We start from the raw sequence: 20,478 nt of genomic DNA, 5'->3' as shown, positions 1-20,478 counted from the left end.
GTCCGGAGCCGGCGCGGGCGGCCGCGCGGCTCCCCCGGCGGACGGCGGGCCGCCGCGTCCGCACGGTGAGCGTGTTCGGCACCGACGGCCCGCATTCGTTAACGTGCACGATGTGACTGCTGAATCCACCTCCCGCGCAAGCGGCGCCGTCGCCGCCGGTCTGGCCACCATCGCCGCCGACGGCACCGTCCTCGACACCTGGTACCCCACCCCCGCGCTGGCCGCCGAGCCCGGCCCGGCCGGCACCGTCCGTCTGACCGCCGAGCAGGCCGAGGCCGAGCTGGGCGCCGGCGCCGCCGAGGCGCTCCGCACCGACGTACGCCGCGGCGTCGAGGTGGTCGCCGTGCGCACCACGATCGCCTCGCTGGACGAGAAGCCGATCGACGCGCACGACGCCTACCTGCGCCTGCACCTGCTGAGCCACCGTCTGGTGAAGCCGCACGGCCAGAACCTGGACGGCCTGTTCGGTCTGCTGGCCAACGTGGCGTGGACCAGCATCGGCCCGGTGCAGGTGGACAAGGTCGAGCAGGCCCGCCTGGCGGTGCGCGCCCAGGGCGGCCAGCTCGCCGTCTACGGCATCGACAAGTTCCCGCGGATGACCGACTACGTCGCCCCCTCGGGTGTGCGCATCGCCCACGCGGACCGCGTCCGGCTCGGCGCCCACCTGGCCACCGGCACCACCGTGATGCACGAGGGCTTCGTCAACTTCAACGCCGGCACGCTGGGCACCTCGATGGTCGAGGGCCGGATCAGCGCGGGCGTCGTGGTCGGCGACCACAGCGACATCGGCGGCGGCGCCTCGATCATGGGCACCCTGTCGGGCGGCGGCAAGCAGATCGTCTCGGTCGGCGAGCGCTGCCTGCTCGGTGCCAACGCGGGCATCGGCATCTCGCTGGGCAGCGACTGCGTCGTGGAGGCCGGCCTGTACGTGACCGCCGGCACCCGGGTGACCACCCCGGACGGCAAGGTGGCCAAGGCGGTCGAGCTGTCCGGCCAGGACAACCTGCTGTTCCGCCGCAACTCCCAGACGGGCGCGGTCGAGGTGATCGCCCGCTCCGGCTCCTGGGGCGGCCTGAACGCCGAGCTGCACGCTCACAACTGACCGCCTCTCGTGTTGCCGCATCAGCGCTGCGGCAACACGACTGTGCGGGGTGGCCCCGGTGCCGGGTGACGGCGCCGGGGCCGCTGCGCTTGCCGTCCGCCCGCCCTGTCGTCCAGCCGCCCTGTCGTCCGCGCGGCCCGACCGGACCGCCGCCGGCCGCATCACCGTGCACGGCCGACCGAAACGGCGGCCCTCCGCTCCGAACCCTGTTCCGAGGCGGCCGCCTCGCCCGACGCCCGACAGCCCGGCGGAGCGGCCCTGCCTTCCGCGGCCCCACCCTGCTCAGCCCCGCCCTCCGCAGTGCCACCGACCGGAGGACCGAGCCGGAGGACCAGTGACGGCGATGCCCGCCCGGTCGCCGAAGCCCAGGGCGGCGGTGGACCGGCCGCGCCGTCCGCCACCCCGCCGGGACCGGATGCGGTATCGGCGCCCTCCTCCCCCGCCGCCGCGCCGACGGTCTGCCTCAGCCGACCGACCACGTCCTTGCACTCCGCCCCGGCGTCGACCCCGTCGATGCAGGTCCAGTACAGGCTCTCGGTGTCGGCGCCGCAGGCCAGCACCACCAGCGCCTCGCCGACGTCCTGCAGCAGGCCGCCGAGTTCACCCAGGGCCGGGGCGAGCTCACCGAGATCGGTGAGCCGCCCGGCCCGTCCGCTGCCACCCCAGCCCGGCGGGGCGCACCGGTCGGACCAGGTCTGGTCCAGGCAGCCGGCCGCGTGGGCGCCGGCCTCGGACAGTTGCCGGCCGAGCCCGGCCAACTCGCCGTCGTCCAGCTCGGACAGCCGAGCGCCCACCGCCTCGGTGAGCAGCGCGGCCTGCCGCGCCTCGGCCAGCACCTCCGGTACCTCCCTGGCCTCGGCCAGCGCGTGCCTGGCCGTCCTGATGAGTCGCAGCGCCTCCATCGGCCCGCCACCCCCTTCTCGCTCGTTTCGCCGTCGACCGCGACCGCCGGTATGGCGGTCACGTGGTCACGGCGAAAGCGTGCGTCGGGGCGCGGCCGGATGCGGCCACCTCGTCAAAGCCTGTGGAAAAGCCCGGGGGTGTGGATAACTTCCATCCCCCACAAGGGTTAATCGCCTACGTTCGAGTCGACGCCGAACCCCGATCCGCCCCCTGTCCCACTCCCCGATCCCAACCCCAACCCCGACCCAGGCCCAGGAACCGGGAAGCGCAGTTCGTTCCGTTCGATCTTGGCCGCGAGGGCCGCCAGCGGATCCACTCCCAGTACCGAACAGAACTGCACCAGATACGCGAGGACATCGGCCACCTCGTCGCGCACCCGATGGGCGCTGTCCGGATCGGACATCACCGACGCGGCCTGTTCCGGTGTGAGCCACTGGAAGATCTCCAGCAGCTCGCCGGCCTCCACGGTCAGCGCGGCGGCCAGATTCTTGGGCGTGTGGAAGGGCTCCCAGCCACGCGCGGCGGCGAACTCCACCAACCGCTGCCGCAGGCTCTCCAGCGTGGGGACCGCGGCCTCGCCGGACGCCGCTCCGGGCTCCACCGGGCCGGCCCCGGACTCCGTCACTCGTTCACTCACCCGTCCAGGTCTACCGCATCCACCACCGTCTCCGGCACCGCCCCCGGCTCCGTCCCCACGGTCACCCCGGGCTCCCCTACCGGCCCGCACCCGCGCACCGCCTGGGCCGGTACCCGCGCCGTCTCCGTCCGCAGCACGGTGTGGCCGGAGCCCGGGTCCCGTCGGCACTCGACCAGCGTGGCCCCCGGCGGCAGCCCGCCCGACCCGCCGAACGCCTCCCGGGCGGCAGCCGGTTCCTGGAGCGCCGCCAGCACGCGCAGCTGGTTGCGCCCGGACATCTCACGGGCGAGCCGCAGCAGCGAGGCGGCCTGCTCGGTGCTGAGCCCGGCGCCGAGGTCGTCGGCGAGCACGGTGAGCTGCCGGTGCGCCCAGGGGATCTCGGCGGCCGCATCCAGGTCGAGCACGCCGGCCCCGGTGAGCAGCACGGCGGCGAACGCGAGGTGGCGCAGCATGCCGTCGGAGGCCTGGTCGACGCCGGTGCGGCCGAGGACGCCCTCGTCGAAGACGGCCAGGACCCGCTGGTCGGCGCCGGTACCCCGGTGCGCGAGGTCGAGCCCGAGCAGCGGGTGCGGCGCGGCGGACTGGACGACGCGCAGCAGTTGGCCGTACCGGCGGCCGCATTCGTTGCTGAGCCGGGCGATCACGGCGGAGATGTTGGCGGCGGTGCTGAGCAGCCTGGCCTGCGGGTTCGGGCGGGCCCAGCCGCGCATCAGGGCGGGTACGGGGTGGACGGGGAAGACCTCGCGCAGGGCGGTGAGCAGCTGTTCGGCGGCGGCCAGCACCTTGCGCTCGCCGGGGGAGGATCCGGCCACCCGCAGGGGGATCTGCGAAGTGATCATGGTGTTTCCGGGGAAGGGCGCCCGGATGTCGCCCTGGCGGGTGTCGTTGTGCCAGCTGACGTTGACCCGCTGGTTGCGGACGTCCTGTTCACCGGTCTCGACCAGGGTCCGGCCGTCGAGGGTGAGCCGTTCACGGGCGATCCGGACGGGCCCGTCGGTGCGGATCACGAGCTCCAGGCGGATCGGCCCGTCACCGGAACGGACGGTGCAGCCGAGGATGATCGCGTTCCGGCCGTGCGGGACGCAGCCCTCCAGGCCGCCGCGCACGGGGGCGGCCAGTGGTCCGGTCCGGCCCGGCAGGCCGTTGAGGGAGTCGGCGATCTCCTCGCCGAGGGCGAGCCGGGAGAGGACGGCGAGCCCGTCGAGGGCGTTCGACTTGCCGACGCCGGCGGGGCCGTGCAGCACGGTCAGGGGCGCGAGCGGCAGTGTCGCGCGCCGGTAGGACTTGAAGGAGGCGAGCCGGATCTCCTCGACGATGGGGCGCTGGACGGGCGGTCGACCGGGCCCCGGAGCGCTCGGACGGGGGTGGGCCGGCACGGCGGGCCGGGTGGCGTCGCGGTTCACCCGTCGGACGTTAGCCGCAGGTCGGACGGGAGAAACGTGCCTGCTCGGCAGATTCATCCCAACGAGGTCCCGGGGACAAAGCGCTCGTCGCCCCGACAGCCACCACCCGCCGTACCGTCAGCGCCGATAGACCGCCACCGTCACCGAGGCGGTCACCTCGACCGGGTCGGCCAGCGCGGCGAGCCGGTCCTCCAGCACCTCCCGGTCGGTGTGCCAGGCGCTCGGGCCCATCCCGACGACGGTGCGGACGTCGGCCGCCGACAACCGCATCGTGAACTCGACCTCCCGCTGCCCGGCCGGGTCGAGGTAGGGGCCGAGCTTCTCCTCGATCCGGCGCTGTTTCTCCTCGTCGACCGAGAGCAGGCCCAGGGCGGCGACGAGTTCGCGCAGGTGGCGGGAGGTCGGCGAGACCAGCAGCAGCGTGCCGCCGGGGCGCAGCACACGGCGGATCTCCGGACCGTTGCGCGGCGCGAAGACGTTCAGCACGAGCCCGGCGGAGCCGTCCCGCAGCGGCAGCGGGCGCCAGGCGTCACAGACGACGGCCCCGATCCGGGGGTGGGCCCTGGCGGCCCGGCGCAGCGCGTACTTGGAGATGTCCAGGGCCGCGCCGGGGCTGCCGGGAAGGGCGTCGAGGACATGGGCGAGATAGTGGCCGGTACCGGCGCCGAGGTCCGCGACGAGACCCTCCGGGGCGGCCGCCGCGGCGGCCTCGGCGAGGGCGTCGGCGATCGGCCGGTAGTGGCCGGCGGCGAGGAAGTCGCTGCGGGCGGCGACCATCCCGGCGGTGTCGCCGGTGCCGGTGTGGGCGTCACCGGCGAGCAGGCTGACGTAGCCCTGCCTGGCGATGTCGAAGCTGTGCCCCGACGGGCAGCGCAGGGTGCGCCCGTCCGGGGTGAGCGCCTGCGCGCAGTGCGGGCAGGCCAGGTAGGGCTCGATGTCCTGCAGCAACGTCCGTCTTCTCCCGCCATCCGGTTCGCCGTCCGACCGGAAGGGCAAGCCTAACGACTACTGGTGGGCCACCCCGCACCGCGCGGTCCGGGCACCCGGGGGCCGCCGGCGCCGCCCCGGCCCGCCACCCGCAGCGCCAGCGCGGCCAGCGCCTCGGGCGCGCCGGCCTGCCCGCGGACGCCGGGAAAGGCGTTGACATCGACGATCACGGGTTCGGCGGGCCCGTCGAGCAGATCGACGCCGTACACGTCGAGGCCGAACACCTCGCCGACCCGCCGCGCGAGGTCCACCCGCTCGGCCGGCAGGTCCCCCGGCCCGAACGGGCTGCCGTGGGCGGCTCCCGCAGCGGCCCCGGCGGGTGCCGGCTCGACAAGCACCGGCTCGACAAGCGCGGGCTCGGCGAGCTCGGACCGGCGCCGGGCGCAGAACACCTGCCCGGCGATCACCCACAGCTTCTGGTCCCAGCCGGAGTTGGCGAGGTACGGCTGGGTCACCACGGGCTCGTCGGGCCAGCGCTCGGCGAGGGCACGCAGCCCGGCGGCGTCGTCGACCCGGGCGACGAGGTCGTGGCGGCGGCTGTAGCGGCTCTTGACGACCAGCGGGAAGCCGGGTTCGGCCAGGTCGGCGAGGCGGGCCGCGGTACGGGTGGCGGCGAACGGCAGACCGGCCGAGCGGGCCAGCTCGGCCATGCCGGTGCGGTCCTGGCAGAACCGGGTCGCGGCGGCCGAGTTGATGACCGGGGCGCCCCGCTCCTCCAGGTGGCGGGCGAACGCGAGGGCCCGGGGCGTACGGGCCTTGAGCAGGTAGACGTCGGCGAGCGGGCCGGGGCCGAGCCGGTCGGCGGGCGGACCGTCGCCCGCGTTGGGGTCGAGGCTCTCCACCAGGTGGCGGGGCCTCAGCAGCCCTGCGGTGGCGGCGAGCAGCGGGTGACCGGGGTCGGGGGTGAGCAGGCAGATCCTCATATCGAGCCGCCGAGGCGGGCCCCGTCGTACCCGGCTCCCCCGAAATCGGCGCCGAACGCGGAACCGCCCACCTGAGCGGGCACCCCGAGGGCGGCCCCTTGCGCGGGCAGCCGTACGACCCCCGGTGCCGGGGCGGGAACGGACTCCAGGGCGGGCGCCGGGGCGGAGACGGCCGTCCCGGTACGGGCCAGTCGCAGCACCGCCCGGGCGACCCGGGCGACCGCGTCGGGCACCTGACGGAAACTCGGGAAGTCGTTGATGTCGACGACCACTGGACCGTCCGGACCGAGCAGCACGTCGACCCCGTAGAGATCGAGACCGAACACCTCCCCGACCTGGGCGGCGATCCGCGCGACATCGCCGCTGAGCGGCACCTGCCGTTCGCGTACGCCCTGGCCGGGGTGGAGCGGCGAGCAGCGCTCGGTCGCGTACAGCTCGCCGTCGACGCAGTACACCTTGAGATCGGTACCGGAGTTGGGCACGTACGGCTGGGCGATCAGCAGGCTCTCGCCGTCCAGTTCGGGACCGAGTTCGGCGAGGTGCTCCGGGGTCGGGACGAGCCTCACGGCCCGCCCCGAACTGCCGTCGGCGGGCTTCACCACGAGCGGGTACTCGGAGGCGGGGATCTCCGCGAGCCGTTCCCAGCGGGCGGCCGCGTAGGTGACCGGGACGGGCAGACCCCGGGTACGAGCGATCACCGCGGCGAGCGCCTTGTCCCGGACGCCGCGGATGGAGCGGACGTCGTTGATCGTGGTGAGGCCAACGGCGGCGGCCGCCTCCAGCAGGGTCAGGCCGGGACCACCGGAGACGGTCTTGAGCACCCAGGCGTCATGGCTGCCCGCCCGGACCGCCTCGGAGATCGCCATCAGCGCGTTGCCGGGGCGCAGCAGGTCCACCCGGTGGCCCCACGCGGTGAGTTGGCGCGCCACGTCGAGCGGCATGCCGTCGTGCCGGTAGTGCTCCTCCACCAGAAAGCAGAGCCTCATGAGCCTGTCATCCCCCTCGCCTTGCCCAGCAGGACGTCCGCCGTCCCGTCCGGCAGAGCTGTAAAGGCCCCAGAATGCCACGCCGCCCACACACAAGATCGCCCGGCCTGTAAGCATTGGGCAACAATCGATCCGAAATGCCCCTGTCGGAACGACCCCTGACGAACCGCCGGACCGCCTCACCGCCGCCGGTCCCGCCCGCATCCCGACGGCGCCCAATGTGGTGGCAGGAGCGGCGGCCGACTGCTTGGATGCACGGCGTGACTACTGCTGCTCCTGACTCCGGCCACCCCGGCCACCCCGGCCACCCCGGCCACCGGACCCTCCTCGACGAGATCGAGCGGTACTACGACGCCGTGCCGCGCAGCGCCGCCCGGGTCGAGGACTTCGGTCCGCTCAGCCTGTTCGTCCGCGAGGGCGAGGGCTGGCCGTACTACGCCCGGCCGGCGCTGGGCCACAGCGGCCCCGCGGCCACCGCCGAGGACGTCCGCCTGGTCCTGGCCCGCCAGCGCGAGCTGGGTCTGCCGGAGGCCTTCGAGTGGGTGGCCGAGCACGATCCGCTGCTGCGCGCGGCGGTGGAGGAGGCCGGGCTGGTGGTGCACGAGCACCCGCTGCTGGTGCTGGGCCCCGAGGACGCGGCGGCCGGGCCGGCCGGGCCGCCGGACGGGGTGTCGGTCCGGGTGCTGGCCGCCGGCGACCCCGACCTGGCGAGCGCGGTGACCGTCCCGCACCTGGCCTTCGCCGAGCCGGGCACCGGCGTGGGCGGCGCGGGTACGGACGAGCTGGCGGCGGCGGCCGAACGCTCGGTGGCCGACGGCTCCGTCGCGCGGATCGCGGAGCGGATCGCCGCCGGGCGCACCGTGCTCGCCGCGGCCGTCCAGAACGGCTCGGCGCTCTGCGCGGGCCAGCACAACCCGGTCGGCCCGGTCACCGAAGTGGCCGGCGTCGGCACCCTGCCGTCGGCGCGCCGCCGCGGCCTCGGCCTGGCGGTCACGGCGGCGCTGGTCGCCCACGCACGGGCGAACGGCGTGCGGACGGTGTTCCTGTCCGCCGCCGACGAGGACGTCGCCCGGATCTACCGCCGGGCCGGCTTCCGCCCGTTCGCGACGGCCCTGATCGCCGAGCCCGCCGGGACCGGCCCGGCCGGCGCGTAGACCGTACGGCGCACCCCGCACAGGGTGCGCCGTGGGGGGAGGTCGTCAGTCCGAGTCCTCGTCGTCCTCGCCGCTGACGCCCTCCCCCTCGGCCTCGTCCACCACCCAGGCCGCCAGCCGTTCCGCGACCCCGGCCACGCCGAGCCGCCCCTCACGGATGGCCCGGGCGAGGCTGCGCACCTCGCGGGCGGTGGTCGCGACCGTGCAGCCGCTGGCCACCAGGTAGGCGTAGGCGACGGCGGTGGCGTACAGCTCGTTGGTCTTCTCCAGGGCCGGCACCCGGATCAGCTGGTGCATCAGGGCGGCGGCGCGGTCCTGCGGTTCGGGGTAGACGGCGATGTCGAAGATCTCGGCCTGATGGCGGGAGACCGCGGCGAGCAGCGACCCGTAGTCGGTGACCTGCGGGTCACCGGGTGTGTACTGCTCGGCGGTCATGAGCAGCCACGAGAGGTCGACCTCCAGGTTCAACGGCGCACGTCCTGCAGGTCGGCGCCGCCCCGCTCGCCAAACTCGGCCAGGAAGGCCGTCTCGTACTCCTTCATGAACTGCGCCGCGGCGTCGACGAACGCCCGCCCGGCCTCGCCCATGTCCTGCTGGACCAGGCGCTCGATGTACTGGTTCATGCTGATCCCCTGCTGCTCCGCCCGCTCCCGGGCCATCTCCGCGGTGGTGGCGTCCACCCGGACGTTCAGCTGCTTCTTACCCATGAATCTCAAGCTAGCGCCGATGTGCTAGCACAACAAGGGCGCATGCAAAGCCGTCGCACGCCCTCCCCGTTGTCGGGCGGCGCGGAGGAGTTCCGTTCGCGGGCCGGGGGAAGCGCCCACCGGACTCTTCGCTCCGGCAGGAAGTCGACCGGTCCGGCGTCCTGCGCCACGGGTCCCGGATCCGGCTCACCGACCCGGTGGGCCGGGGTCAGTTCGACCAGAAGGGGTCGTCGTCCCTGGGGAGGATGTCGGGATTGCCGTTGGACATGGTCGGCTCGGGGGTGGGGGTGCCGAAGGAGTCGTGGCCGTCGGCCACCGGGACGGGGCCGACCGACGCCCCGATGTCGATGTTGCCGGCGGGGTGGATGGTGATTCCCACGCCGGAGCCGTCCGGGGTGGTGGCGGACACGGCAAGCCGGTCCGGGGCGGCCGAGTTGACCGTGTAGCCCCTGGCCTGCAAGCCGCGCCGGACCATGTCCAGCAGGACGCCGTACTTGGCCGGCGAGACCTTGGTCATGATGTGGCGCCGGCGGGAGGCGGTCGCGTAGCCGAGGGAATGCTCGTCGAGCCCCCTGGAGTACTGCTCGGTCGAGCGGGGCCACTCGTCCCGGTACCGCAGCTTCGGCCGGACCTCGGACAGCGACTCGTCGAGCAGGGCGCTCAGCTGCTGGACGGCCTGCTCGGGAGGGATGAGCCGCTTCGAGGCCTTGCCTGTGGCGCCGGACGAGCAGGCGGTCAGAGCGAGCGCCAGTGCGGCGGCCGCGATGCCCAGCCGGCGTGTACTCCGCAACGACCCGTTCATCGCCGCCCCCTCGCTGTCATGTTGCGCCTGCCCGCCACGATCCGGCACGCAGGCAGGTGGCCACTCGCTTCACGCCGAGGCACGGCACGGCGAAACTAGCAGATCAGCCATGCCGCGGGCCGCGCCCGGTGCCGCGAGGGCGGAGCCCGGGCGACCGGGACGAGAATGGCGGTGCCGGTGACGGCCGGACCACCGGCCAGGACATCCGGGGGTGAACACCGCCGGGCGCACCGGAGCGGTACCGATCGGAGCGAGACTTGAAGAGTTCTTCACCTTCGTAGACTCTGAATTGCCCTGAGCATTCCCTGGAGCGGCACCGACCGGTGTGGAGGCCGGCAATGACAGCCATGTTCGACCAGGAGCTGCGCGAGCAGCTCGACCAGGCCCGCAAGGAACTCGCGGCCGCCCGGGCCGACGGGGACGCCGACGGCGTCCAGGCGTACGAGGGCCGGATCGCCGGACTGCTCCGGCTCGCCGCCCAGCACGGGATCACCCTGCCGCCCAGCGCCGACGAAGGGGAGCCGGACCAGCGCTGAACGGCACGCCCGCCCGGGCGCTCACACCCGCGGACACACGGAGGCGGCACCCGGGAAACCCCGGATGCCGCCTCCGTCACAACTGGGCCGCCGCTACTGCGCGAGCTCCCCCACCGGCTCCAGGATCGCCACGCACTCGAAGTGGTGGGTCATCGGGAACAGGTCGAAGGCCCGCAGCGAGACCGGCCGGTAGCCGCCCTCGCGGAAGTACGCCAGGTCCCGGGCGAGCGCGGCCGGGTCACAGGCCACGTACGCGATCCGGCGGGCCGCCAGGCCGGCCAGGTGCGCGACGGTCTCCCGCCCGGCGCCCGCCCGCGGCGGGTCCAGGACGATCAGGTCGGTGGCGGTGATGCCGGTGCGCGGCAGCAGCGTCTCCACCCGGTCGCACTCGATCCGGACGTTGTCCAGCGCGGCCAGGTTGTGCCGGGCGTCCTCCACCGCCTGCTTGGCGGACTCGATGCCGAGCACCGCGCCGTCCTCGCCGACCCGGTCGGCCAGCGCGCCCGCGAACAGGCCCACACCGCAGTACAGGTCGAGCGCGTTCTCGCCCCACTGCGGGTCCAGGCCGTCCAGGACCGCGTCCACCAGGGTGTCCGGTGCCTCGGGGTGGATCTGCCAGAAGCCGCCGTTGCTGACCCGCCAGGTCCGCCCGGCCGCCCGCTCGCGCACGAAGGCGCGGCCGTGCACCCGGTGGACGTTGCCCTGCTCGTCGATCCGGCTGATCGACACCGGCTTGTCCAGCTCCACCAGCGGCAGCTGCGCGCCCGGCGCCGGGGTCAGCACCACCTGGCGGTCCGAGGAGCCGGAGGCGGCGATCACCTCGACCGAGGCGACGCCCGGCCAGTCACGGGCCTCGATCCCCAGCTCGCTGACGCCCTCGGCGGCGATCAGGCAGTGGTCCACCGGCTGGATGTCGTGCGAACGGTGCTTGCGCAGGCCGACCTTCCCGGTCCCCGCGTCCACCGTGTACTGCACCCGGGTGCGCCAGGCCGGCACCTGCCCGGCCGGGAGCTTGCCGCCGACCGGCTCGACACTGCCGTCCCAGCCGGCCTCGGCCGGGGTGAGCCCGGCCAGCTTGGCCAGCTGCTCGGTGAGCACCTGTACCTTGAGCTTGCGCTGCCCGCCGGGGGTGACGTGCTGCCAGTCGCAGCCGCCGCACTTGCCCGGCCCGGCGAACGGGCACGGCGGGGCGATCCGGTCCTTGGCCGGCTCCAGGATCTCCACCGCGTCGGCCCGCAGGAAGCGGGACTTGGTGGTGCCCTCGGTGACCAGCGCGATCACCCGCTCACCGGGCAGCGTGTGCCGGACGAACAGCACCCGGCCCTCGTGCCGGGCCACGCAGTGCCCGCCGCCGTGCGCGACCGGGCCGACCTCGACCTCGTACCGCTCGCCGACCAGCGGGTCGCCGCCGGGTCCCTTGGGGGCGGCCTCGGCGCGCGGCGGGCGCGGGGTGCGCAGCGCCTTGGGCGGGCGGACGGTCTGCTTGCGCGGACGGTCGCCCGTGGGCTTTGCCGACTTCGCCGACTTCGCCGGCTTCGGCTGCTTGGCCGCGCCCTCGGCGGCTTCCGCCGGGCGCTCGGGGGCGCGCTCGCCCGGGGCGAGCGGAGCGGTCTGCGCGGTGAAGCCCTCGCGGTCGGTGGCAGCCGGACGCACCGGCTTGCCCCAGCGCGGACGGGCGACCTGGCCGGGCTTGGCACCGCCCTTGCGGGCGCCCTTGCCCGAGGAGCCGTTGGAGCGGGACGGGGTGTTGCGGGTCACTGGGAGGAGTCCTTGCTGCTGTCAGCGGTGGCGTCGGGCGTTGCGGAGACCTTCGACTTTACGGCCTTCGGTGCGCGTGGCTCACCACGCCGGACGGCACCGGGCGCCGACCACGCCTTCTGCGGCCTGCGCCGTTCGGAGGACTCCAACTGCCAGGGTACGGAGGTCACCATCACACCGGGCTTGAAGAGCAGGCGTCCCTTGAGCCGCAGCGCACTCTGGTTGTGCAGCAGGTGCTCGTACCAGTGGCCGACCACGTACTCGGGGATGTAGACCGACACCACCTCGCGCGGGCTGCTGCGGCGCAGGTTCTTGACGTAGTCCAGCACCGGCCCGGTGATCTCACGGAACGGCGAGTCCAGCACCTTGAGCGGCACCTCGATGCCGCGCTCGTCCCACTCCTTGCGCAGCGCCGCGGTGTCCGCCGGGTCGACGTTCACGGTCACGGCCTCCAGCGTGTGGGCGCGGGCCAGCCGCGCGTACGCCAGGGCGCGCAGCGCCGGCTTGTGCAGCTTGGAGACCAGCACGATGGCGTGCACCCGGGTGGGCAGCACCACGTCGTCCGGCTCCTCCGCGGCGACCAGTTCCTCGGAGACCCGGTCGTAGTGCCGGCGGATGGCCTTCATCATCACGAACAGCACGATCATCGCGGCGATCGCGATCCAGGCGTGGCTGATCTTGGTGGCGAGGACGACGATCAGCACCGCCATGGTCATCACCAGGCCGAAGGTGTTGATCGCCCGGCTGCGCTGCATGTGGCGGCGGCGGGCCGGGTCGGTCTCGCCGCGCAGCTCCCGCGTCCAGTGCCGGATCATGCCGGACTGGCTCATGTTGAAGGAGACGAAGACGCCGACGATGTAGAGCTGGATCAGCCGGGTCGGGTCGGCGTCGAACGCGATGATGAACAGGATCGCGGCCAGCGCCAGCAGGATGATGCCGTTGGAGAACGCCAGGCGGTCGCCGCGGGTGTGCAACTGGCGCGGCAGGTAGCGGTCCTGGGCCAGGATCGAGCCGAGCACCGGGAACCCGTTGAAGGCGGTGTTGGCGGCCAGCACCAGGATCAGGCCGGTGACGGCGGCGACGAAGAAGAACCCGGGCGTGAAGTTCGAGAAGACGGCCTCGCTGATCTGGGCGAGCGCGGTCTTCTGGTGGTAGTCGGCCGGGGCGCCGCCGAGCTGCTCGACGGGGTTCTCGGCCATCTGGACGCCGGTGAGCCGGGCCAGCCAGATGATGCCCATGAACATCACGACGGCGATGGTGGCCATCATCAGCAGGGTGGTCGCCGCGTTCTTGCTCTTCGGCTTGCGGAAGGCCGGCACACCGTTGGAGATCGCCTCCACACCGGTCAGCGCGGCACAGCCCGAGGAGAACGCCTTGAGCAGCAGGAACACCATCGCGAAGCCGGCCAGCGAATCATTGCCCGGGGTGGCCGCCAGATGGAAACCGGAGCTCTCGGCCGGCATCTCCTGCCCGAAGGCGAAATGCCGGATCACCCCGTAGACGACCATGCCGAGCACACCGGCCATGAAGGCGTAGGTCGGAACGGAGAAGGCGGTGCCGGACTCACGGACCCCGCGCAGGTTCATCCCCATCAGCAGGATGACCACGACGACGGACAGGGTCAGCTCGTGCCCGCGCAGCGCGGGCACCGCGGAGACCACGTTGGCCACACCCGAGGTGGTCGAGACCGCCACGGTCAGGATGTAGTCCACCATCAGCGCGCTGGCGACCACCAGACCGGAGTTCGGCCCGTGGTTGACGGTGGCGACCTCGTAGTCACCGCCGCCGCTGGGATAGGCGTGGACGTTCTGCCGGTACGAGGCCACCACCGCGAGCATCACGATGGCGACGACAACGCCGATCTGCCAGGAGAAATGGATGGCCGAGGCGCCCGCCAGGGAGAGCGTCAACAGGATCTCCTCGGGCGCGTACGCGACCGAGGAGAGCGCGTCCGAGGCGAAAACGGGCAGCGCGATGCGCTTGGGGAGCAGCGTTTCCCCGAGCTTGTCGCTGCGCAACGCACGCCCGATCAGGATGCGTTTCGGAAGGTCAGTCGGCATAGGCACGTTAAGGAATCGTAGGGGCTGTTCGGAGCGTGGTCTGACTTATCTCCCCCCCTTCGTCGCGACCGCGTTCGACGGACCGGCTAGCGTGTCGGATACGAGCAGGCGGGCAACACTTGGATTGTCGCGCCGAGCACCCCTGAGGACGCTCGCCCCGCACGGCGGGGCGGGGAAGGATGACGAACGGTGTTTGCGCAGGTCAAGAACCCAACGGGACGGGTGAGGTAGCGCCGGTGCACATCGTCATCATGGGCTGCGGCCGCGTGGGCTCCGCCCTCGCCAGGGCGCTGGAGAAACAGGGCCACTCGGTGGCCGTCGTCGACCAGGACCCGACGGCGTTCCGCCGGCTGGGCGCCGGGTTCAACGGGCGCCGGGTGACGGGCGTCGGCTTCGACCAGGACACCCTGCGCGAGGCGGGCATCGAGGAGGCCGGCGCGTTCGCCGCCGTCTCCAGCGGAGACAACTCCAACATCATCGCGGCCCGGGTCGCCCGGGAGAACTTCGGCGTGGAGAACGTCGCGGCCCGGATCTACGACCCCCGGCGCGCCGAGGTCTACCAGCGTCTGGGCATCCCGACCGTCGCCACCGTCCGCTGGACGGCCGACCAGATGCTGCGCCGGCTGCTGCCGAGCGGCGCCGAGCCGCTCTGGCAGGACCCGAGCGGCACCGTGCAGCTCGCCGAGGTGGCGTACAACCCGGTCTGGGTCGGCCACCGGCTGAGCGCGCTCGAGGAGGCCTCCGACACCCGGGTGGCGTTCGTCACCCGGCTCGGCGAGGGTGTGCTGCCCACGCCCCAGATGGTGGTGCAGGAAGGCGACCTGGTGCACGTGATGCTGCGCCGGGCCGACCTGACGGCGGTCGAGGCCGCGTTCGCGCAGGGGCCGAAGGAGGAGGGTCACTGATGCGGGTCGCCATTGCCGGAGCCGGGGCCGTCGGCCGCTCGATCGCGGGCGAGCTGCTGGAGAACGGCCACGAGGTCCTGCTGATCGACAAGAACCCCAACTCCATCTCGGTGGAGCGGGTCCCCATGGCGGAGTGGCTGCTGGCCGACGCCTGTGAGATCACCTCGCTGGACGAGGCGGCGCTGCATCGCTGCCACGTGGTGATCGCCGCGACCGGTGACGACAAGGTCAACCTGGTCGTCTCGCTGCTGGCGAAGACCGAGTACGGCGTGCCGCGGGTGGTCGCCCGGGTGAACAACCCGAAGAACGAGTGGCTCTTCAACGAGTCCTGGGGCGTGGACGTGGCCGTCTCCACCCCGCGTCTGATGTCCGCCCTGGTCGAGGAGGCGGTCAGCGTCGGCGACCTGGTCCGGCTGATGCGCTTCAGCCAGGGCAACGCCAACCTGGTCGAGCTGACCCTGGCCTCGGACACCGAACTGGTCGGCACCCGGGTCGGCGACGTGCCGTGGCCGCCCGACACCGCGCTGGTGACCATCATCCGCGAGGGCCGGGTGCTGACGCCGGGCAAGGACGACACCCTGGAGGGCGGCGACGAGCTGCTCTTCGTCGCCGCGCAGGAACGCGAGGAGGAGCTGGAGGACCTGCTGTCCACCTCCTCCGGCGCCCAGTAGCGCCACCGCCACGCGAGAGGGCCCGCACTCGGTGAGTGCGGGCCCTCTCGCGTGGCCTGGTCGGACACGCCCTACGGCCGGTCGGCCTCTTCGGCCGGCTCGTCGTCCAGCTGCGCCTTGATCGGCGGCGGCGCCTTCAGCAGGATCTGCCAGGTGACGTACATCGCCAGCAGCATCGGCGGGATGCCCAGGGCGACCTTCAGCCAGCCGAGCAGGTTGACGTTGTGGGAGAAGTACAGCGGGAAGAGGATCAGCGGCTTGATGCCCATGATCACCACCCAGGCCCAGGTGGCCTTGGTGTAGGCGGCCAGTCGGCCCGGGCTCTCCTTGCGCCAGGTGAACATCTCCCCGGTGATCGGGCCCAGCATCACGCCGATCAGCGGCCAGCGGACCAGGGCCGAGACGGCGAAGCCGAGGCAGTAGCCGACGTTCCAGAGCAGGCCCGGCAGATAGAAGTCCTCGGCCTTGCCGGTCTTCATCGAGATCCAGACGCCGAGGCCGACCCCGAACACCCCGCTGAAGGCGTGCTGGACGGTCTCCCGCCTGGCGAGCCTGGTCACCACGAACAGCGCGCAGAGGCCGAGCGCCGCCCAGCCGGCCGGCGCCACCTCGTGGGTGATGTTGTAGGTGACGATGAAGACAAGGCCGGGCAGGGTCATGTCGATCATGCCGCGCACGCCGCCGAAGGCCTGCATCACGGTGTCGGCGGCCTCCTTGGAGGCGGCGGCCCGCCGGGCCGCCTCGTTCTCGGCGGCGTCGTTGATCCCGGCCAGGTCGAGCTGGGCGGCGGACTCGCCGCCGGGCTGGTTGCTCACGCTCATTCGCTCCCGTGTCCGACCGGACGCAGCTCATAGCGGGGGTTGAACAGCACGCGGCGCCCGCGTGCCAGGCTGATCCGGCCGCTGGCAACCAGCCGGCGGCCGGGCTCTATGCCCGCGATGGAGCGGCGGCCGAGCCAGACCACGTCCAACGCCTCGGTGCCGTCGAAGAGTTCGGCCTCCAGCGCGGGCACGCCGGCCCGCGGGCGGAGGGTCACGGTCCGCAGGGTGCCTGCCACGGTGACCACTTCGCGGTCTCCGCAGCGGGCGATCGGGGTGCAGCCCGACTCCGCCGCGCTCTCCTGGCGCAACTCCTCGGCCTGCAGCTCCTCGGTGGAGGAGGTCAGCCGGCTGAGCATGCGGCGGAAGCGGCCCTGCGGCTGGTCGCTGCTGATGTCACCACTCATGCCGGAAGGGTACCGGTTTCGGGGGCCCCGAGGGCAGGCCGCGATATCGGGGCGGTGCCCGGGGCTCACCCCTCGAAGCGGTAGCCCATGCCCGGCTCGGTGATGAAGTGCCGCGGGTGCGAGGGGTCACGTTCCAGCTTGCGCCGCAGCTGGGCGAGGTAGACCCGCAGGTAGTTGGTCTCGGTGCGGTAGGCCGGGCCCCAGACCTCCTGGAGCAGCTGGGTCTGGCTGACCAGTCGGCCTGCGTTGCGGACCAGTACCTCCAACAGATGCCATTCGGTCGGGGTGAGGCGGACGTCGGTGCCGTCCCGGTTGACCTTCTTCGCCGCGAGGTCGACGGTGAAGCTGTCGGTGACCACCAGCGAGTCGTCCTCCCCGGCCACCGGCTCGGCCCGGCGGACGGCGGCGCGCATCCGGGCGAGCAGCTCGTCCATGCCGAACGGCTTGGTCACGTAGTCGTCCGCACCGGCGTCCAGCGCCTCGACCTTCTCGTCGGAGGCGTGCCGGGCCGAGAGCACGATGATCGGCACCCTGGTCCAGCCGCGCAGGCCCTTGATCACCTCGACGCCGTCCATGTCGGGCAGACCGAGGTCGAGGACGACGACGTCGGGGTGCCGGGCGGCGGCCAGCTCCAGCGCGCTCGCGCCGTCGTGGGCCGCGTCGACCTCGTACTTGCGGGCCTTGAGGTTGATCACCAGCGCGCGGACGATCTGCGGTTCGTCGTCCACGACGAGGACCCGGGTCATACGGGCTCCGCCTTTCACAGCTGTCGGAAGGGAAGGTCTGACGTGGTCATACACGGGACGGGCTGGTCGCCGCCTCGGGCGGGGCCGCGTCGGGCGGCCCGCTCTCGTCCGGCTCCGGCGGGCGGTCGGCGGCGGGCAGGGTGACCACCATCGTCAGGCCCCCGCCGGGGGTGTCCTCCGCGGTGACGGTACCGTCCATGGCCTCGACGAAGCCTCGCGCCACCGCGAGCCCCAGGCCCACTCCGGCGCCGCGCGGGGCGTCCCCGTACCGCTGGAACGGCGCGAAGATCCGTTCCTTGGCGTCCTCGGGCACCCCCGGGCCGCGGTCGACGATCCGCAGCTCGACCCGGCCGGGGCCGCCCACCGGGTGCAGGGCGTCGGCCTTGACCAGCACCTTGACGCCGTCCGGGCTGTACTTGACGGCGTTCTCGACCAGGTTGGCGAGCGAGCGTTCCAGCAGCCCGCCGTCGGCCCGGATCATCGGCAGGGTCTCCGGGACGTCCAGCCGCACGGAGTCCGGCGGCACGCCGCCGAGCGCGAACGGCACCACCTCGTCCAGGTCGGTCTCCTGGATCAGCGGGGTGACGGTGCCGGTCTGCAGCCGGCTCATGTCGAGCAGGTTGTTGATCAGATGGTCGAGCCGGTCGGCGCCGGCCTCTATGCCGGCCAGCAGCTCCGCCTCGTCCTGCTCGTCCCATTCGACGTCCGCCGAGCGGAGCGAGCTGACCGAGGCCTTGATGCTCGCCAGCGGGGTTCGCAGGTCGTGCGAGACGGCGGCGAGCAGCGCGGTGCGGATCCGGTTCCCCTCCGCCTCCCGGCGGGCGGCGACGGCCTCCCCGGCCAGTCGGCGGCGCTCCAGCAGCACCGCGGCCTGGGCGGCGAAGGCGCCGAGCAGCCGGCGGTCCTCGGCGGGCAGCACCCGGCCGCGCAGGACCAGGGCCAGGGTGTCACCGACCGGCACGTCCACGTCGGCGGCCTCGGGACGCCCCGGCGGGTGCGGGCCGGCCGTCGCGACCGCCTGCCACGGGCCGAGCGGGTCCGGCCGTTCCAGCAGCGCGGCGGAGTCCTGCTGAAAGGTCTCCCTGACCTGCTCCAGCAGCGCCGTCAGCACACCCTCCCCGCTCGGCGCGCCACGCAGCACGGTGCCCGCCAGCGCGCTGAGCGTCTGCGCCTCGGTCTGGCTTCGGGCCGCCTGATGGGTGCGCCGGGCGGCCAGGTCCACCACGGAGGCGACCGCGATGCCGACGGTGGTGAATATCGCCACCGCGATGATGTTCTGCGGCTCGGAGATGGTGAAGGTGTGAATCGGCGGCGCGAAGTAGTAGTTCAGCGCCGAGGAGCCGACCAGGGCGGAGGCGATCGCCGGGAACAGCCCGCCGACCAGCGCCGCGCAGACCGTCAGCGACAGGAACAGCAGCATGTCGGTGGAGAGGCCGAGTCCGTTGGTGTGGGTGAGCAGCAGCGCCAGCAGCGGCGGCCCGCCCACCCCGATCAGCCAGCCGGTGACGGTCCGCGGACGGCCCAGGTCGGTGACCCGGCGGGTCGGGAGCCGGCCGCGCCCCTTGGCGGCGTGCTCGTGGGTGACGATGTGCACGTCGATGTCGCCGGAGTCCCGGGTCACGGTGGTGCCCACGCCCGGACCGTAGATGTACTGCCAGGCCGGCCGGCGGCTGGTGCCCAGCACGATCTGGGTGGCGTTGACGCCCCGGGCGAAGTCCAGCAGCCCGGCCGCCGGATCGTCGCCCAGCACCGCGTGGAAGCTGCCGCCCAGGCTCTCCACCAGCGCCCGCTGTTCGATCAGTGCCTGCGGCGAGCCGGAACCGGAGCCGACCAGGCCGTCCGAGCGGGAGATGTGGACGGCCAGCAGCTCGCCGCCGGAGCCGCGCGCGGCGATCCGGGCCGCCCTGCGGATCAGCGTCGCGCTCTCCGGCCCGCCGGTGAGGCCGACCACGATGCGCTCACGGGCCTGCCAGGTACCTTCGATGCCCTGCTCGGCCCGGTACTTCTGCAGGTACTCGTCGACCCGGTCCGCGGTCCACAGCAGCGCCAGCTCGCGCAGCGCGGTCAGGTTCCCCGGGCGGAAGTAGTTGGCCAGGGCGGCGTCGATCTTCTCCGGCGCGTACACGTTGCCGTGTGCGAGGCGGCGGCGGAGCGCCTGCGGTGACATGTCGACCAGTTCGATCTGGTCGGCCCGCCGGACCACCTCGTCCGGGACGGTCTCCCGCTGCCGTACCCCGGTGATGCCCTCGACCACGTCGCCGAGCGACTCCAGGTGCTGGATGTTCACGGTCGAGATCACGTCGATCCCGGCCGCCAGCAGTTCCTCGACGTCCTGCCAGCGCTTGTCGTTGCGGCAGCCGGGGACGTTGGTGTGCGCCAGCTCGTCCACCAGCGCCACCTGTGGGCGGCGGGCCAGCACGGCGTCCAGGTCCATATCGGTGAACGCGGCGCCCCGATGGACCAGCTCGCGGCGCGGCACCACCTCCAGGCCGGCCACCAGCGCCGCCGTGTACCGCCGCCCGTGGTCCTCGACGAACCCCACCACGACGTCCGTGCCACGCTCCAGTCGCCGGTGCGCTTCGGCGAGCATGGCGTACGTCTTGCCGACCCCGGGGGCCGCCCCGAGGTAGATGCGCAGCCTGCCTCGTCCCATGAGCACCATTCTTGATCCGGCCCGGCCCGGGGGCCACCCCCGGACACCTGTTCCCCTCCCCTTCGAGACTACGGCGTGGGAGGCGATTTTCCGCTGATCAGGGCGCTGATCAGGCGGTTTTAGCGGCATATTGACGGCGGAGCGGCGCGCCGGGGTGCCCTGTCCGAGCAGCCGTCGCGACCGTGCCCTGCGCGTGATGCCGTAAATACACAGCAATACACGGCCGTAAACGCAGAGAACCCCCACCCGGAATCGGGTGGGGGTTCTCTGGAATGATTGTTCGGCGGCGTCCTACTCTCCCACAGGGTCCCCCCTGCAGT

General features: G+C 73.1%; 20 protein-coding genes. 5 read left to right on the top strand and 15 right to left on the bottom strand.

The window, feature by feature from the left end:
• Window positions 1–112: 112 nt before the first annotated feature.
• Window positions 113–1,102: a 2,3,4,5-tetrahydropyridine-2,6-dicarboxylate N-succinyltransferase gene (gene dapD, locus ACIQIB_RS29655; protein WP_400651904.1), complete on the top strand. Its 990-nt coding sequence runs from the start codon at window positions 113–115 to the stop codon at window positions 1,100–1,102.
• 161 nt (window positions 1,103–1,263) lie between these two features.
• On the opposite strand, the gene ACIQIB_RS29650 is transcribed toward dapD, so the two are convergent.
• From ACIQIB_RS29650 to ACIQIB_RS29625, 6 genes are all read right to left on the bottom strand, one after another.
• Window positions 1,264–2,004 carry a DUF6099 family protein gene (locus ACIQIB_RS29650; protein ID WP_400761725.1) on the bottom strand — a complete coding sequence of 247 codons (741 nt, stop codon included), beginning with the start codon at window positions 2,002–2,004 and terminating at the stop codon, window positions 1,264–1,266.
• A 167-nt stretch (window positions 2,005–2,171) separates the two neighbouring features.
• A complete protein-coding gene (locus tag ACIQIB_RS29645) occupies window positions 2,172–2,555 on the bottom strand; it encodes a nucleotide pyrophosphohydrolase (protein ID WP_400652327.1) in 384 nt (127 codons plus the stop codon).
• A gap of 83 nt (window positions 2,556–2,638) precedes the next feature.
• A complete protein-coding gene (locus ACIQIB_RS29640; protein WP_400761722.1) occupies window positions 2,639–4,045 on the bottom strand; it encodes an AAA family ATPase in 1,407 nt (468 codons plus the stop codon).
• A 117-nt stretch (window positions 4,046–4,162) separates the two neighbouring features.
• Window positions 4,163–4,993: a putative RNA methyltransferase gene (locus ACIQIB_RS29635; RefSeq protein WP_400651896.1), complete on the bottom strand. Its 831-nt coding sequence runs from the start codon at window positions 4,991–4,993 to the stop codon at window positions 4,163–4,165.
• A 50-nt stretch (window positions 4,994–5,043) separates the two neighbouring features.
• Window positions 5,044–5,955 (bottom strand): RimK family alpha-L-glutamate ligase, encoded by a 912-nt coding sequence (locus ACIQIB_RS29630; protein WP_400651893.1) that lies wholly within the window; start codon window positions 5,953–5,955, stop codon window positions 5,044–5,046.
• Window positions 5,952–6,941, bottom strand: a complete 990-nt coding sequence (locus ACIQIB_RS29625) for an ATP-grasp domain-containing protein (RefSeq protein WP_363607583.1) — start codon at window positions 6,939–6,941, stop codon at window positions 5,952–5,954. Before ACIQIB_RS29625 ends, ACIQIB_RS29630 begins: the two co-directional genes overlap by 4 nt.
• Before the next feature lie 335 nt (window positions 6,942–7,276).
• Here ACIQIB_RS29625 and ACIQIB_RS29620 point away from each other — a divergent pair, with 335 nt between their 5' ends.
• Window positions 7,277–8,095: a GNAT family N-acetyltransferase gene (locus tag ACIQIB_RS29620; RefSeq protein ID WP_400761748.1), complete on the top strand. Its 819-nt coding sequence runs from the start codon at window positions 7,277–7,279 to the stop codon at window positions 8,093–8,095.
• A 45-nt stretch (window positions 8,096–8,140) separates the two neighbouring features.
• Here ACIQIB_RS29620 and ACIQIB_RS29615 read toward each other — a convergent pair whose 3' ends face one another.
• The 3 genes from ACIQIB_RS29615 to ACIQIB_RS29605 all read right to left on the bottom strand — a co-directional run bounded on the left by ACIQIB_RS29615 (window position 8,141) and on the right by ACIQIB_RS29605 (window position 9,592).
• Complete coding sequence (locus tag ACIQIB_RS29615; RefSeq protein ID WP_363607585.1) at window positions 8,141–8,563, bottom strand: fic family toxin-antitoxin system, toxin component; 423 nt, start codon at window positions 8,561–8,563, stop codon at window positions 8,141–8,143.
• Window positions 8,560–8,802, bottom strand: a complete 243-nt coding sequence (locus ACIQIB_RS29610) for a toxin-antitoxin system HicB family antitoxin (protein ID WP_363607586.1) — start codon at window positions 8,800–8,802, stop codon at window positions 8,560–8,562. Before ACIQIB_RS29610 ends, ACIQIB_RS29615 begins: the two co-directional genes overlap by 4 nt.
• A gap of 208 nt (window positions 8,803–9,010) precedes the next feature.
• Window positions 9,011–9,592, bottom strand: a complete 582-nt coding sequence (locus ACIQIB_RS29605) for a hypothetical protein (protein WP_400651885.1) — start codon at window positions 9,590–9,592, stop codon at window positions 9,011–9,013.
• Window positions 9,593–9,942: 350 nt separating this feature from the next.
• On the opposite strand from ACIQIB_RS29605, the gene ACIQIB_RS29600 reads away from it, so the two are divergent.
• Complete coding sequence (locus ACIQIB_RS29600) at window positions 9,943–10,140, top strand: hypothetical protein (protein ID WP_363607588.1); 198 nt, start codon at window positions 9,943–9,945, stop codon at window positions 10,138–10,140.
• A 93-nt stretch (window positions 10,141–10,233) separates the two neighbouring features.
• Here the strand turns inward: ACIQIB_RS29600 and ACIQIB_RS29595 are convergent, their stop codons facing one another.
• Window positions 10,234–11,538 (bottom strand): class I SAM-dependent RNA methyltransferase, encoded by a 1,305-nt coding sequence (locus ACIQIB_RS29595; RefSeq protein ID WP_363607597.1) that lies wholly within the window; start codon window positions 11,536–11,538, stop codon window positions 10,234–10,236.
• Window positions 11,539–11,894: 356 nt separating this feature from the next.
• A complete protein-coding gene (locus ACIQIB_RS29590) occupies window positions 11,895–13,958 on the bottom strand; it encodes an APC family permease (RefSeq protein ID WP_400761719.1) in 2,064 nt (687 codons plus the stop codon).
• A gap of 236 nt (window positions 13,959–14,194) precedes the next feature.
• Here ACIQIB_RS29590 and ACIQIB_RS29585 point away from each other — a divergent pair, with 236 nt between their 5' ends.
• Window positions 14,195–14,863 (top strand): potassium channel family protein, encoded by a 669-nt coding sequence (locus ACIQIB_RS29585; protein WP_400651883.1) that lies wholly within the window; start codon window positions 14,195–14,197, stop codon window positions 14,861–14,863.
• Window positions 14,863–15,534: a potassium channel family protein gene (locus ACIQIB_RS29580; RefSeq protein ID WP_400761716.1), complete on the top strand. Its 672-nt coding sequence runs from the start codon at window positions 14,863–14,865 to the stop codon at window positions 15,532–15,534. The genes ACIQIB_RS29585 and ACIQIB_RS29580 overlap by 1 nt, the downstream gene beginning before the upstream one ends.
• Before the next feature lie 71 nt (window positions 15,535–15,605).
• Here ACIQIB_RS29580 and ACIQIB_RS29575 read toward each other — a convergent pair whose 3' ends face one another.
• The 4 genes from ACIQIB_RS29575 to ACIQIB_RS29560 form a co-directional block, all read right to left on the bottom strand.
• Complete coding sequence (locus ACIQIB_RS29575; RefSeq protein WP_400761713.1) at window positions 15,606–16,349, bottom strand: DUF3159 domain-containing protein; 744 nt, start codon at window positions 16,347–16,349, stop codon at window positions 15,606–15,608.
• Window positions 16,350–16,351: 2 nt separating this feature from the next.
• Window positions 16,352–16,759, bottom strand: coding sequence for an OB-fold nucleic acid binding domain-containing protein (locus tag ACIQIB_RS29570; protein ID WP_363615269.1), 408 nt, complete (start codon window positions 16,757–16,759; stop codon window positions 16,352–16,354).
• Between the two features lie 65 nt (window positions 16,760–16,824).
• Window positions 16,825–17,505, bottom strand: coding sequence for a response regulator (locus ACIQIB_RS29565; RefSeq protein WP_363615267.1), 681 nt, complete (start codon window positions 17,503–17,505; stop codon window positions 16,825–16,827).
• Between the two features lie 46 nt (window positions 17,506–17,551).
• Window positions 17,552–20,158: an ATP-binding protein gene (locus ACIQIB_RS29560; protein ID WP_400761710.1), complete on the bottom strand. Its 2,607-nt coding sequence runs from the start codon at window positions 20,156–20,158 to the stop codon at window positions 17,552–17,554.
• Window positions 20,159–20,478: the final 320 nt, after the last annotated feature.

The sequence above is a fragment of the Kitasatospora sp. NPDC092286 genome (assembly GCF_044755565.1).
In the GTDB taxonomy this organism is placed as follows: Bacteria; Actinomycetota; Actinomycetes; order Streptomycetales; family Streptomycetaceae; genus Kitasatospora.
Note: the sequence above shows the minus strand (reverse complement) of the source record. Positions and strands in the feature narration are given on the sequence as shown.